Origin of the sequence: Corynebacterium bouchesdurhonense, assembly GCF_900078305.2 — a bacterium.
Taxonomy (GTDB): Bacteria; Actinomycetota; Actinomycetes; order Mycobacteriales; family Mycobacteriaceae; genus Corynebacterium; species Corynebacterium bouchesdurhonense.
In genome coordinates this window covers 156,895-170,099 of sequence record NZ_LT546028.1, presented here as the reverse complement: position 1 = coordinate 170,099, position 13,205 = coordinate 156,895, and the positions used below count along the sequence as shown (strand labels likewise).

The window sequence follows — 13,205 nt, the reverse complement described above, 5'->3', positions numbered from 1 at the left end:
AAGGCGGCTTACACCGTGGCACAACTCAATGACTTCCAATCTCAGATCCTCAACGCCAAGCGAGTGGACCTGACCCACCAGGTGCACCCTGGAATCCCTCGTTTCGCCGCGTTCGAGCCGATGCAGGAGCGGACGATTCGGACGATCGAGGAGGATCGGTTCTTTGCCAAGGAGTACACCTTCGCCACCCCATACGGCACGCACATCGATGCCCCGGGGCACTTCGCCGCGGGCAAGCGGCTGGTGTCCGAGATCGGAGTGGACGAGCTGGTCCTCCCGCTGTATGTACTGCACCTCGAGGAGGAGGTGGCCGCGAACCCGGATTACGCGGTGACCGTCGACGCGATTAAGCAGTTCGAGGCAGAGCATGGCCAGATCGCGGAGGGCAGTTTCGTTGCGTTCTCCAGCGACTGGTCCAAGCGCTGGGATGACCCAGAAGCGTTTGTGAACCTGGACGAGCAGGGCGTCCAGCACACGCCGGGCTGGTCGCTTGACGCGTTGAAGTTCCTGGTGGAGGACCGCAAGGTAGCGGCGGTGGGGCATGAGACCCTCGATACTGACCCGGGTGTCGCAATGGCGGAGAGCGGATTCCTCTACGGTGAGCTGTACGTGCTGGAGCAGAACATCTACCAGGTGGAGGTACTGGCCAACCTGGCCGAAGTCCCGGCGACCGGAGCAGTGATCGTTGTTGGCCCGGCCAACATCAAGGACGCGCCGAGCATCACCTCCCGCGTTTTCGCCCTTCACCAGGATTAGAGCGGCAGCGAACCGGTCATGTGGGTGGAGGAACTACACTCCATCGGCATGACCAGACCCCAGCCGGAAACGCCGGAAACGCCGGAATCGCTCACCGCCAAGACCGACGAGGTTTCGCAGGACCTCCACCGCGAGTGGGACGAGCTGGCGGAGGAGGTCCGCCACCACCGGGACCTGTACTACAATGGCCAGCCGGTCATCTCGGACGCCGAGTTCGACGCGCTGTTTCGCCGCCTGCAACAGTTCGAGGCGGAGCACCCGGAGCTGGCGGTGCCGGATTCCCCGACGATGGAGGTCGGCGCCCCGGCCACGAGCGACGCCTTCGCGGACGTCACCCACCTCGAGCGGATGATGAGCCTGGACAACGTCTTCTCGGCCGAGGAGATGCAGGAGTGGCTGGACAAGACCCCGGGCCCGTACCTGACCGAGCTGAAGATTGACGGCCTGTCCATCGACCTGGTGTACGAAGACGGCAAGCTGACCCGGGCGGCCACCCGCGGCGACGGGCGGGTGGGCGAAGACATCACCGCCAACGCGCGCGTGATTGAGGACATCCCGCACGAGATCAAAGGCGACTTCCCGGCCTTGGTGGAGGTGCGCGGCGAGGTGTTCATCCGCCCCGAGGACTTCCCGGAGCTCAACGAGCAGCGCATTGCGGAAGGCGGCAAGCCGTTTGCCAACCCGCGCAACACCGCCGCCGGCGGCCTGCGGCAGAAGCACCCGGAGGACGTGGAGAAGCGCAAGCTCCACATGATCTGCCACGGCATCGGCGCCCGCGAGGGCTTCACGCCAAAGACCCAGCACGAGGCCTACGAGAAGCTGGCGGAGTGGGGACTGCCGGTATCCGAGTACACGCGCCGCGCCGAGACGGCGGCAGAGGTGCAGGAGGCGGTGGCGTACTGGGCGGACCACCGCCACGACGCGATCCACGAGATGGACGGCCTTGTGGTGAAGGTGGACAGCATCGCCGCGCAACGCTCGCTGGGTTCCACCTCGCGCGCGCCGCGTTGGGCCATCGCGTACAAGTACCCGCCGGAGGAGGTCACCACCAAGCTGAACGACATCGCGGTGTCCATCGGCCGCACCGGCCGCGCGACCCCCTTCGCCGTACTCGAGCCCGTCTTCGTTTCCGGCTCCACGGTCTCCATGGCCACGCTGCACAACCAGCACGAGGTCAAGCGCAAGGGCGTGCTGATCGGGGACACGGTGGTGGTGCGCAAGGCCGGCGAGATCATCCCGGAGGTCTTAGGCCCCGTGGCGGACCTGCGCGACGGGACCGAGCGCGAGTTTGTCTTCCCCTCGGCCTGCCCGGTCTGCGGCACCGAACTCGCGCCGGCGAAGGAGGGCGACGCGGACTGGCGTTGCCCCAACACCCGCTCCTGCCCGGCGCAGCTCGGCGCGCGCCTGGAATACATCGCCTCGCGCGGCGCGTTCGACATCGAGGCGCTCGGCGAGAAGGGCGCCGCCGACCTCATCGCCTCCGGTGTGCTGGTGGACGAGGCCCGCCTGTTCGACCTCACCGAGGAGGACCTGCGGAAGTCCCAGGCCTACACGCGCAAGGACGGCCAGGTCAACGCCGCCGGCAAGAAGCTTTTGGCCAACCTGGAATCCGCCAAGCACGCGGAGTTGTGGCGGGTGCTCGTCGCCCTCTCCATCCGCCACGTCGGGCCCACCGCCGCCCGCGCGCTCGCCGCGCGGTACAAGGCCATGAGCTCGCTTGTCGACGCCCCCGTTGCAGACCTCGCGGAAACCGACGGCGTGGGAACCATCATCGCCGAGTCATTCAAGGACTGGTTCGAGGTGGACTGGCACCGCGACATCGTGCGCGCCTGGGCGGACGCGGGCGTGACCATGGAGGACTCGGCGGAAAACACCGCCCCGCAGACCCTGGAGGGGCTCACAGTGGTGGTGACCGGCACACTCGAGGGCTTCTCGCGCGACGAGGTCAAGGAGGCAATCTTGTCCCGCGGCGGCAAGGCCGCCGGCTCGGTGTCGAAGAAGACCAGCTACGTGGTGGTGGGTGCGAACCCCGGCTCCAAGGCGGCGAAGGCCGAGGAGCTCGGCGTCACCATCCTGGGCGAGGAGGAGTTTGTGCGTCTGCTGGATGGTGGGGAGGCGGCGCTCGGGGGCGTCGACAAGCAATAGCCCGAAAGCCCGGGGCTACCGCAAAATCGCGCCGATGATGCAGCCGAGGTCGCCGATCTGGGAGACTTCGGAGGCGAGGAAGTCCGGGCCGCCGATGCGGCCGACCACCAGCACTAGGTCCGTGCCGTCGAGCGGGGTGATGGCCAAGGCGGTGTCGAGCAGGCTCCAGCTGCCGGGCATCCAGGTGTCCGTGTCCTGGAACAGGATGCGCGGGCCGTCCACGTCGAGCATGTGGGGCGAGGAGCCGTCGTCCGCCGGGGCTGCCTGCGAGGCTGCCACCCGCACCAAGCCGGAGGCGGTGTTGCGCAGCACCACCGCCCACGAGGAGGTCATGGTGCGGGGCATGACGTCCACAAGCTCCTCCATGGCGGAGGAGAGGTTGGTGGATTGGCGCGCGATCCGCGCGAGCATCTGCACCTGCTCGCGGCGGTCGACCCGGCCGGTAAACGGGCGGATTGAATCCACCTCCGCGCCGTCCACCGAGGCAGCGGCGGTGACCACTGCGTCCACCATCGTGCCGGGGGGCAGCGAGACCACGATATCGTCGGTGACGGGGCCGTCCGTGCCCGTCTGCACGATGTCCACGGACTGGATGTTCGCGTCGGCGAGGCCGAACGCGACCGCGAGCTCGCCGAGGCTGCCGGGGACGTCCGGCAGCGATACGCGGATGAGATAAGACATGCCCACATTTATAACACCGGCCATCTTCGCTCCCCGGCCAAAGGCGCGGCGGCGGGCGTGCCGTAGGATTGGGCCCCGTTAGCTAAACCCGCGAGAGGATTGGAATCACCTTGGCTGAGTTTTCACGCGATGAGGTCTCCCGCATCGCACGCCTGGCGCGTATCGCGCTCAATGAGGAAGAGCTGGACCAGATTTCCCAGCAGCTGGACACCATTATTGACGCGGTGTCGAAGGTGCAGCAGGTGGACACCAAGGGCGTGACCCCGATGAGCCACCCGCACTCCATCGAGGCGGGCATGCGCGCGGACGTTCAGCGCACCACGCTGACCCAGGAGCAGGCGCTGGACCAGGCGCCCGCGGCCCAGGACGACCGTTTTGTGGTTCCCCAGATTCTCGGAGAGGGTGGAGAGTAAATGACCGAGTACACGCTCCCGCACGAGGGGCTCGTGTCCAAGCCAGCCCACGAGCTCGCACGGATGATCCAGGCAGGCGAGGTGACCTCCCGCCAGGTCACCCAGGCGTTCCTCGACCGCATCGACGAGACCGATAGCGAGATCAAGGCCTTCCTCCACGTCGGCGCCGAGGCCGCGCTGGCAGCGGCCGACGAGGTGGACGCGCAGGTGAAGGAGGGCCGCGAGCCCGCCTCCGCGCTGGCGGGTGTGCCGCTGGCGCTCAAAGACCTGCTGGTGACCACCGACGCGCCGACCACCGCCGCCTCCAAGATGCTCGAGGGCTACATCAGCCCCTACGACGCAACCGTGGTGGCCAAGCTGCGCGCTGCCGGCATCCCCATCCTGGGGAAGACCAACCTGGACGAGTTCGCCATGGGCTCCTCCACTGAGAACTCCGCCTACCAGGCAACGAAGAACCCGCATGACCTCGAGCGCGTGCCGGGCGGCTCGGGCGGCGGCACCGCCGCGGCGCTCGCGGCCGGCCAGGCGCCGCTGGGTATCGGCACCGACACGGGCGGCTCCATCCGCCAGCCCGCGTCGCTCACCGGCACGGTGGGTGTCAAGCCGACCTACGGCGGCGTGTCGCGATACGGAGTCATCGCCTGCGCGTCCTCGCTGGACCAGGTGGGTCCCTGCGCGAACACGGTGCTGGACACCGCGCTGCTGCACGAGATCATCGGCGGCCACGACGAGTTCGACGCCACCAGCGTGGACTCCCCGGTCAAGGCGCTGGCGGACGCCGCGCGCGAGGGCGCGTCCGGAAACTTGAGCGGCGTGAGGATCGGCCGCGTCAAGCAGTTCGACCGCCCGGGCACCCAGGACGGCGTGCGCGAGCGCATCGACGAGGCCTTCGCGCAGCTCGAGCGCCAGGGCGCCGAGATCGTCGAGGTGGATTGCCCCAGCTTCGACGACGTGATGGGCGCCTACTACATCATTCAGATGTCCGAGGTGTCCTCCAACCTCGCCCGCTTCGATGGCATGCGCTACGGCCTGCGCGCAGGCGACGACGGCAAGCACTCCGCCGAGGAGGTCATGGCGCAGTCCCGCGGCGAGGGCTTCGGCCCCGAGGTCAAGCGCCGCGTGATCATGGGCACCTACGCCCTGTCCGTGGGCTACTACGACGCCTACTACCTGCAAGCGCAGCGCGTGCGCACGCTCATCGCGCAGGACTTCCAGCGCGCCTTCGAGCAGGTGGACGTTATCGCCGGCCCGGCCGTACCCACCACCGCGTTCAAGCTGGGGGAGAAGGTGGATGACCCGCTGGCCATGTACAACTTCGACCTGTTCACGCTGCCGCTGAACCTCGCCGGCCTGCCCGGCATGTCCGTGCCCGCGGGCAACGCGGCGGACACCGGCCTGCCGGTGGGCCTGCAGCTGATCGCCCCGGCCTTCGAGGACGATCGCCTCTACAAGGTGGGCGCCGCGTTTGAAGCCGGCCGCTAACCCCTGGAATACCCTCGCGGCGCTCGCCGCGGGGTATTTTCTTGTGCTCATTGACCAGGGGTTCATGCCGGTCATCACGCCGCTTCTGCCTTTCGACGTCAGCGGCGCGGTGTGGCTGACCAGCGTGTACCTGCTCTCCACCGTGGCGCCGATGCCCGCGGCGGGCCGGCTTGGCGACGCCCACGGGCAGCGCCGAGTCTTCCTCGCCGGGCTGGCCGTCTACGTCGCCGGGCTCGCGCTCGCGGGCGCGTCGTGGTCCTTCGGCGCGCTGATCGCCGCCCGGGGGCTGCAGGGCTTCGGCGCGGGCCTGTTCCTCCCGCAGGCCTTCGGGCTCATCCCGCGGGTGTTCGCCCCGGATGCCCAGGGCAAGGCGTTCGCTGCCTGGGGCGTGATCGGCTCGGTGGCGTCGTTGATTGGGCCTGTGGCCGGCGGCGCGATCGCCCAGGCGCAGGGCTGGCGCGCGGCCTTCTTCGCCCAAGCTGGCGTCGGCGCGGCCGCGCTGGTTGCAGGGCTCGTTGCCCTGCCGCGCCTGCGCACGACGGGCCAGCGGGTGCACCTTATGCCGGTGGTGCTCTCCTTCGCGGGCCTTGGGTGCCTGGTCTACGGCCTGCAGTTCGGCCACCTGTCCACGGCCCTGGTCGGCGTGGGGTGCCTGGTCGTGCTGGTGGCCTCCGCTATCGCGGGCGAGGACCACGGGTTCCTCCCGCTCGGTCTCATGCGCCAGCGCTCCTTCGCGCTCGGCACGCTCGGGGTGGCGATGATGGGGTTCACCGTCGCCTCCATGTTCATTCCGTTGATGTACTGGCTGCAAACGGTGGCGGGAGCCTCGCCCGCGAGCTCTGGCCTGATCACGGCGCCGATGTCGGTGTTCGCCCTGGTGCTCACGCCGATCGCCGGCCACCTGGCGGACCGCCTGGACCCGGGCAAGCTCTCCGCTGCGGGGTTCGCGGTCAGCGCTGCGGGCCTGGGGCTGGGCGTCGCGCTAATCCAGGCGGGCGCGGGGTTGTGGTGGTTTGCGGCCGTGACATCCCTGCTGGGCATCGGCGGAGCCTTCGTGTGGGCGCCGAACGCCGCGGTGACTATGCGCGGCATAGCGGAGCACGAGACCGGCGCGGCGTCGGGCCTGTACAACACCGCGCGACAGGTGGGTAGCGTCATCGGCGTGGCGCTGGTGGGTGCCGTGCTCGCGGCGGGGGATGTCGCGGATACCGCCGGCCGCGCACTCGCTTTGCCGGTGGGGGCGATGGTGGTGGGGGCGGTGGCGTCGATAAGCATGAAGCCCCGCGCGAGCTCCCCAACTGCGCGCTAGGGTGAAGTGTATGCGACTTGCCACGTTGACCTCTGGCGGTGACTGCCCCGGGCTCAATGCCGTGATCCGCGGCATTGTCCGCACGGCGAATGCGGAGTACGGCTCCACCGTGGTGGGCTACCTTGACGGCTGGGTGGGACTCATGGAGGACCGCAGGGTGGACCTGTACGACGACGCGTACATCGACTCCATCCTGCTGCGCGGCGGCACCATCCTGGGCACGGGCCGCCTGCATCCGGACAAGTTCAAGGCGGGCCTGGACCAGATCAATGCCAACCTCGAGGACGCCGGCGTGGACGCGCTGATCGCCATTGGCGGCGAGGGCACGCTGAAGGGTGCGAAGTGGCTCGCGGACAACGGGATCCCGGTGGTGGGGGTACCCAAGACCATCGACAACGACGTCGCGGCCACCGACTACACCTTCGGGTTCGACACCGCCGTATCCGTGGCCACGGACGCGATCGACCGCCTCCACACCACGGCGGAATCCCACAACCGCATCCTCATCGTCGAGGTGATGGGCCGCCACGTGGGATGGATCGCGCTGCACGCGGGCATGGCCGGCGGGGCTCACTACACGGTGATCCCGGAGGAGCCCTTCGACATCGACGAGATCTGCAAGGCCATGGAGCGCCGCTTCCAGATGGGGGAGAAGTACGGCATCATCGTGGTCGCCGAGGGCGCGGTGCCGAAGGAGGGCACGATGGATGCCGGCTTGGGCGAGGAGGACCAGTTCGGCCACATCACCTTCAACGGCATGGGCCAGATCATCGCCGACGAGATCAAGCAGCGCCTGGGCTACGACGTGCGCACCACGGTGCTCGGCCACATCCAGCGCGGCGGCACCCCCACGGCGTATGACCGCGTGCTGGCCACCCGCTACGGCGTGCACGCCGCCCGGGCCGCGCACGAGGGCAACTTCAACACCTGCGTGGCGCTGCACGGCGAAAACATTGACCTCGTGCCGCTGGAGAGCGCGGTGGCGCACTTGAAGCAGGTGCCGGAGGAGCGGTACCGCACCGCCCGCAGCATGTTCGGCTAGAGCCCCGGTTATGCACGACCGAAATCTCGCTGACGCGAAGCTCTGGATCGTGGGCATCAACCCCGGCGGCCGCTCCGAGGAGGTGGATGCCCCCTTCGCCTACCCGGGCAACCGCTTTTGGCCCGCGCTGCACGCCGCCGGCATGACGCCGTACTTGGTTGATGCCCGCGATGGACTCAGCCCGGCGGACGAGCAGATGCTCTACGGCCGGGGCATCGGCTTCACCAACATTGTCAACCGCTACACCGCCCGCGCGAGCGAGCTGGACAACGTGGAGCTGCGCGACGGCGGCGCGGCGCTTGCCGCGAAGGCGGAGCGCTACCAGCCGCAGGCGCTCATGGTTGCAGGTATCGGCGCGTACCGCATTGCTTTTCGACGCCCCAGAGCCACCCGCGGCCCCCAACCCGAGCGCATCGGCGGCGCCGCCGTGTGGGTGGTGGGCAACCCCTCTGGCCTCAACGCTCACGAGACGGTGGACACGCTCGCCGCGAGCTACCGCGAGGTCTGGGACTCCCTGCGCTAGCCCGCCCGGCTTCCTTCGGCGGCGCGGGCTCCGGCGCAGCGCCGCGGAACTCGAAACCTGCAGCTCGTTAACGCCCCTAAAACCGGTCTTTTCGAGCTGCAGGTTTCGAGTTTTGGCGCAGTCGTCAGTGTGGCGGCGCGGGGGTGACGGCAAAACGTCCATTATGTGGGAGTACTGTTCCACACTATGGAAGAACCGCAACACGAGCCAACTTCAGGCGCGCAATCAGCAAACGCTGCCTCGACCCAAGACCGCTCCGCGTTCCTCGCCACCCTCGGATTCCCGGTGCTGGTGATTATCGGAGGCTTGCTCGGCTACCTTGCCCCCGCGGTGGTGGAGCCGATCTCCGGTTGGACCACCTGGCTGCTGGGTATCGTCATGTTCGGCATGGGGCTCACTCTCAAGGCCGCCGACTTCGCCCTCATTGCCAAGCGGCCGCTGCCCGTGGTCATCGGCGTGGTGGCGCAGTTTGTCATCATGCCCGTCATCGCGGTGGTGGTGACCAAACTGCTGCACCTGCCACCCGAGCTGGCCGCGGGCGTCATCTTGGTCGGATGCGCCCCAGGCGGTACGTCTTCCAACGTGGTCAGCTACCTGGCGCGGGGCGACGTGGCGCTCTCCGTCACCATGACCGCCGTATCCACGCTGCTCGCGCCGATCATGACCCCGCTGCTCACCCTCTGGCTCGCGGGCCAGCAAATGCCGGTCAGCGCCGGGGCGATGGCCGTCTCGATTGTAAAAATGGTGCTTGTGCCCGTCACGCTCGGCATCCTGATCAACGTCTTCGCTCCGAAACTTGTCGAGGCGGTTCTGCCCGCGCTGCCGTGGGTTTCCGTTATTGCGATCTCCATGATCGTGGCCAACGTTGTGTTCGGCTCCCGCGAGAAGCTGGTTCAGGCCGGCCTGATCGTGCTCGCCGCTGTGGTCATCCACAACGTGATGGGCTACCTGCTGGGCTACCTCACCGGCAAAGTGACCGGGCAGCCGGAAACATCTGCGCGCACCATGGCAGTGGAGGTGGGAATGCAGAACTCCGGCATGGCGGCCACCCTCGCGGCCGCGCATTTCAGCCCGCTCGCCGCGCTGCCCGCCGCGGTCTTTTCGGTGTGGCACAACCTCTCCGGCGCGCTGTTGGCCATGTTCTTCCGGGCGAAGGACCGCAAAAACGCCACAGTGTAATGGGACTGCGAGGTGAGCTGTAGCCTTGCCCTATGTACCTCGATGCGCCCGTTCTTGAAAACTTTCACGTCAGGTTGGAACCGCTCGCGCTAGGCCACGCAGCCGACCTTGCGGCGGCGGTGGGGGACTTGCACACGCTGTGGTACCAAGACCATATTCCGGCGCCCGGAGAGGTGAAGGGGATGATCGAGCACATGCTTCTTAGCGAAAACCGAGTCGCGTGGGCAATCGTCGCCCCCGACGGACGCGCGGTGGGCGTGACCACGTATCTGCACATCGACCCGCCGAACCGGAGCCTGGAAGTTGGATCGACGTGGATCGGTGAAGAGTATCAGGGCACGGCCGTGAACCCGGCCGCGAAGCTGCTGCTTCTGACGCGCGCCTTCGAAGATCTCGGGTGCGGGCGGGTGGAGATCCGCACCCATTTCATGAACCACCAGTCCCGCGCCGCGATTGAGAAGCTCGGGGCCAAGCTGGACGGAGTGCTGCGCCGCCACAAGGTGCTGAAATCCGGCCTGGTGCGCGACACGTGCGTGTACTCCATTTTGGACTTCGAGTGGCCGGAGGTGAAGGCGGGGCTGCAGGCGCGGCTCGCGCAACCGGCGCATTAGAATAGGCAACCATGACTGCGTACGACCTGATGGATTACGACGAGGTGCTGGAGAAATACGACCCGGTGATGGGGCTCGAGGTCCACGTCGAGCTGGCCACCGAGACGAAAATGTTCTCCACCTCCTCCGCCCACTTCGGCGCGGAGCCGAACTCGAACGTTGACCCGGTCTCGCTGGGGCTTCCGGGCGCGCTGCCGGTGGTCAACGCGAAGGGCGTGGAGTGGGCGATCAAGATCGGCCTCGCGCTGAACTGCAAGATCGCGGAAAGCTCCAGGTTCGCGCGTAAGAACTACTTTTACCCGGACCAGCCGAAGAACTACCAGATTTCGCAGTACGATGAGCCGATTGCGTACGACGGCTACCTGGACGTAGTGCTGGAGGACGGCACGGAGTGGCGGGTGGAGATCGAGCGCGCCCACATGGAGGAGGACACCGGCAAGCTCACCCACCTGGGCTCCTCCTCCGGGCGCATCACGGGCGCTACCGCGTCGCTGGTGGACTGCAACCGCGCCGGCATCCCCCTGATCGAGATCGTGACCAAGCCGATCACCGGCGCCGGCGAGCGCGCCCCCGAGGTGGCCAAGGCCTACGTGGGGGCGCTGCGCGAGCTGGTGAAGGCCCTCGGTGTGTCCGACGCGCGCATGGACCAGGGCTCCATGCGCTGCGACGCGAACGTGTCCCTGCGCCCTATCGGCCAGGAGAAGTTCGGCACCCGCACCGAGACGAAGAACATCAACTCGCTCAAGTCCGTGGAGCAGGCCGTGCGTTTTGAGATGCAACGCCAGGCCGCCGCTTTGGACAACGGCGAGGAGATCGTGCAGGAGACCCGCCACTACCAGGAAAAGGACGGCACTACCTCCAAGGGCCGACCCAAGGAGGAGGCCTCCGATTACCGCTACTTCAACGACCCGGACCTGCCGCCGGTAATTGCCAAGCCCGAGTGGGTGGAGGAGATCCGCCAGACCCTGCCGGAGCTGCCGTGGGTGCGCCGCGCGCGTATCCAGGAAGAATGGCAGCTGCCGGAGAAGGAGTTCCGCGACCTGGTCAACGCCGGTGCGCTGGACCTGATCGTGGACACGGTCGAGGCGGGCGCCACCCCGGACGAGGCCCGCGCATGGTGGGTCAGCTACATCAACGGCAAGGCCAACGAGGCTGGCAAGGACCTCGACGCGCTCGGTGTCACCCCGGCAGACGTAGCGCGCGTGGTGGAGTTGGTCAAGGAAGGCAAGCTGACCACCAAGCTGGGCCGCCAAGCCATCGACGGTGTCATCGCCGGCGAGGGCACCGTGGACGAGGTTGTCTCGGCCCGCGGCCTGGAAGTCGTGCGCGACGACGGTGCCATTGAGAAGGCCGTGGATGAGGCGCTGGCCGCCAACCCGGACATCGTAGAGAAGTACCGCTCCGGCAACACCAAGGTCACCGGCGCGATTGTGGGCGCCGTCATGAAGGCCACCCAGGGGAAGGCGGACCCGGGCCAGGTCAACCAGCTCATCGCCAAGAAGCTCGCGGAGTAACCGCCGCAGATGAGTTTGCCCCGCCAACCGGCACCACAGGTGCTGGTTGGCGGGGCGGTTTCGCTTGCGGGAGCGTCGAAAAGCTACTGCTTCTCGGTGGGCTTGACCGCGGGGAACTCGCCGGTCTTGTACATCTCCTCGTAGGCCTTCCAGTGGATCTCGTCGCCCGGGGTGTCCGGTGCGCCGTCATAGGACTTGGAGTCCGGGTCGAGCGCGGGGACATCCTTCAAGCTGAAGTCGCTGGAGGAGTCGGCGTCTAGGTCGGCGGCGACCTCCTCCTGCACGGACTGCCACAGCTCTTGGTCCGCCACGTGGGAGTCGGAGGTGAGTTCCTCCACCTCGGCACGCTCGGCGCGGGTGAGGTCCTCCGCCGACGGGTCGAGCTGGGTCTCGGCCAGCTCGGCGAGGCGCTCGCGGCGGCCCGTCTCGTCCTTGATGTTCTGGCGGTCGCGGAACCAGGCCACGCCCATCACCACGGCGAGAATAAGGCCCAGGTAGCCCAGCAGCGGGTAGACCCAGCCGACCAGGTCGGCGAAACCGATGAAGGACAGCGCGAAGCCGGCCAGCACCGCTGCGAAGTAGTAGGGGCGGAACTTGCCCGGCTTGTTGTTGCTCAGACGGCGGCCGAGGGCGTACAGCAGGCCCACGGCGGTGTTGTAGATCATCAGGTAGATGACGATGGACACGAACACGCCCACGGCCGGGTGCATCGTGTCAAAGACCTTGAGCAGCGGCATGTCCGCGCCCATGATGTCCTCCATGTTCATGAACAGGATGAACGTGAGGATCATCAGCAGCACGGCGAACATGATGCCGCCGAGCAGGCCGCCCTTGCCGGCCTGGGCCGGGTTCATGTGGGAGCCGGCGAAGACGAGCATCATGGAGGTATCCATGATCATCACCAGGGTGGCGTAGTTCAGCGCGGTGATCAGCCAGTTGTCAAAGGTGCCGGAGGCGTGCGGGTTGGTCTGCGCGATCTCGTTGAGGTGGCCGATGTTGTCCGGCATGTTGCCCAGGGTGATCACGAACGCGCCCAGCAGGCAGATGATCAGCAGCGGGGTGATAAATGAGATGACGCTGGTCAGCTTGTCAATGTCCAGGAAGCCGGACAGCACGAGCAGCACCACCATGATCAGCGAGCCGACGAAGGTGGGGAAGCCGAACTGCTGCTCCAGGTTGGAGCCGGCGCCGGCGATCATGACAAAGCCGATGCAAAACAGGGTGAACATGGTGGTGATGTCCATGTACTTGGCCAGCCAGGGCCGGGAGACGCTCTTGAACACCACGCTGTGGTTGTCTGCCAGGTAGTATGAGCCGAGCTGGTAGACCCACCCGCTGAACACCGCGATGGTCAGGCCGGCCACCGCGGCACCCACGATGCCCCAGTAGCCAAACGAGAGGAAGTACTGGATCACTTCTTGGCCCGAGGCGAAGCCGGCGCCGACCGTGAGGCCGACGAGGGCGAGGGCCACCTTCAGAGTTTTACCCATTAATATGTTTCCCTAATGAGGTTGACGAATACGAACCTTAAGCCCGACGATGGTAACAAC

General features: G+C 67.1%; 12 protein-coding genes. 10 read left to right on the top strand and 2 right to left on the bottom strand.

Annotated elements, in window-relative coordinates; all coding sequences use genetic code 11:
* Positions 1-15: 15 nt before the first annotated feature.
* Together BN4252_RS05610 and ligA are read left to right on the top strand one after the other, a co-directional pair.
* A complete protein-coding gene (locus BN4252_RS05610; RefSeq protein WP_066527357.1) occupies positions 16-756 on the top strand; it encodes a cyclase family protein in 741 nt (246 codons plus the stop codon).
* 48 nt (positions 757-804) lie between these two features.
* Positions 805-2,901: an NAD-dependent DNA ligase LigA gene (ligA, locus tag BN4252_RS05605; protein ID WP_066529163.1), complete on the top strand. Its 2,097-nt coding sequence runs from the start codon at positions 805-807 to the stop codon at positions 2,899-2,901.
* Positions 2,902-2,916: 15 nt separating this feature from the next.
* On the opposite strand, the gene BN4252_RS05600 is transcribed toward ligA, so the two are convergent.
* Positions 2,917-3,582, bottom strand: coding sequence for an ACT domain-containing protein (locus BN4252_RS05600; RefSeq protein WP_066527353.1), 666 nt, complete (start codon positions 3,580-3,582; stop codon positions 2,917-2,919).
* Between the two features lie 110 nt (positions 3,583-3,692).
* Between BN4252_RS05600 and gatC the strand changes: the two genes are divergently transcribed.
* The 8 genes from gatC to gatB all read left to right on the top strand — a co-directional run bounded on the left by gatC (position 3,693) and on the right by gatB (position 11,655).
* Entirely contained in the window at positions 3,693-3,995 is a 303-nt protein-coding gene (gene gatC / locus BN4252_RS05595) for an Asp-tRNA(Asn)/Glu-tRNA(Gln) amidotransferase subunit GatC (protein ID WP_066527350.1), read from the top strand.
* On the top strand, positions 3,996-5,477 hold the full coding sequence (gene gatA / locus BN4252_RS05590; protein ID WP_066527347.1) for an Asp-tRNA(Asn)/Glu-tRNA(Gln) amidotransferase subunit GatA: 1,482 nt from the start codon (positions 3,996-3,998) through the stop codon (positions 5,475-5,477). It begins immediately after the preceding gene.
* Complete coding sequence (locus tag BN4252_RS05585) at positions 5,461-6,786, top strand: MFS transporter (RefSeq protein ID WP_066527345.1); 1,326 nt, start codon at positions 5,461-5,463, stop codon at positions 6,784-6,786. The genes gatA and BN4252_RS05585 overlap by 17 nt, the downstream gene beginning before the upstream one ends.
* 10 nt (positions 6,787-6,796) lie before the next feature.
* Complete coding sequence (locus tag BN4252_RS05580) at positions 6,797-7,828, top strand: 6-phosphofructokinase (RefSeq protein ID WP_066527342.1); 1,032 nt, start codon at positions 6,797-6,799, stop codon at positions 7,826-7,828.
* A gap of 10 nt (positions 7,829-7,838) precedes the next feature.
* Positions 7,839-8,351, top strand: a complete 513-nt coding sequence (locus BN4252_RS05575; RefSeq protein WP_066527340.1) for a mismatch-specific DNA-glycosylase — start codon at positions 7,839-7,841, stop codon at positions 8,349-8,351.
* 186 nt (positions 8,352-8,537) lie between these two features.
* Positions 8,538-9,530 carry a bile acid:sodium symporter family protein gene (locus tag BN4252_RS05570; RefSeq protein ID WP_066527337.1) on the top strand — a complete coding sequence of 331 codons (993 nt, stop codon included), beginning with the start codon at positions 8,538-8,540 and terminating at the stop codon, positions 9,528-9,530.
* A gap of 32 nt (positions 9,531-9,562) precedes the next feature.
* Positions 9,563-10,141 (top strand): GNAT family N-acetyltransferase, encoded by a 579-nt coding sequence (locus BN4252_RS05565; RefSeq protein ID WP_066527329.1) that lies wholly within the window; start codon positions 9,563-9,565, stop codon positions 10,139-10,141.
* Between the two features lie 11 nt (positions 10,142-10,152).
* Positions 10,153-11,655, top strand: a complete 1,503-nt coding sequence (gatB, locus tag BN4252_RS05560; protein WP_066527324.1) for an Asp-tRNA(Asn)/Glu-tRNA(Gln) amidotransferase subunit GatB — start codon at positions 10,153-10,155, stop codon at positions 11,653-11,655.
* Between the two features lie 83 nt (positions 11,656-11,738).
* Here the strand turns inward: gatB and BN4252_RS05555 are convergent, their stop codons facing one another.
* Positions 11,739-13,145, bottom strand: coding sequence for a YkvI family membrane protein (locus BN4252_RS05555; protein ID WP_066527320.1), 1,407 nt, complete (start codon positions 13,143-13,145; stop codon positions 11,739-11,741).
* Positions 13,146-13,205: the final 60 nt, after the last annotated feature.

Coding starts and splice junctions, on each gene's coding strand:
- BN4252_RS05600 (WP_066527353.1), bottom strand. CDS start 3,582: ATGTCTTATCTCATCCGCGTATCGCTGCCGGACGTCCCCGGCAGCCTC.
- gatA (WP_066527347.1), top strand. CDS start 3,996: ATGACCGAGTACACGCTCCCGCACGAGGGGCTCGTGTCCAAGCCAGCC.
- BN4252_RS05575 (WP_066527340.1), top strand. CDS start 7,839: ATGCACGACCGAAATCTCGCTGACGCGAAGCTCTGGATCGTGGGCATC.
- ligA (WP_066529163.1), top strand. CDS start 805: ATGACCAGACCCCAGCCGGAAACGCCGGAAACGCCGGAATCGCTCACC.
- BN4252_RS05565 (WP_066527329.1), top strand. CDS start 9,563: ATGTACCTCGATGCGCCCGTTCTTGAAAACTTTCACGTCAGGTTGGAA.
- BN4252_RS05570 (WP_066527337.1), top strand. CDS start 8,538: ATGGAAGAACCGCAACACGAGCCAACTTCAGGCGCGCAATCAGCAAAC.
- BN4252_RS05555 (WP_066527320.1), bottom strand. CDS start 13,145: ATGGGTAAAACTCTGAAGGTGGCCCTCGCCCTCGTCGGCCTCACGGTC.
- BN4252_RS05580 (WP_066527342.1), top strand. CDS start 6,797: ATGCGACTTGCCACGTTGACCTCTGGCGGTGACTGCCCCGGGCTCAAT.
- gatB (WP_066527324.1), top strand. CDS start 10,153: ATGACTGCGTACGACCTGATGGATTACGACGAGGTGCTGGAGAAATAC.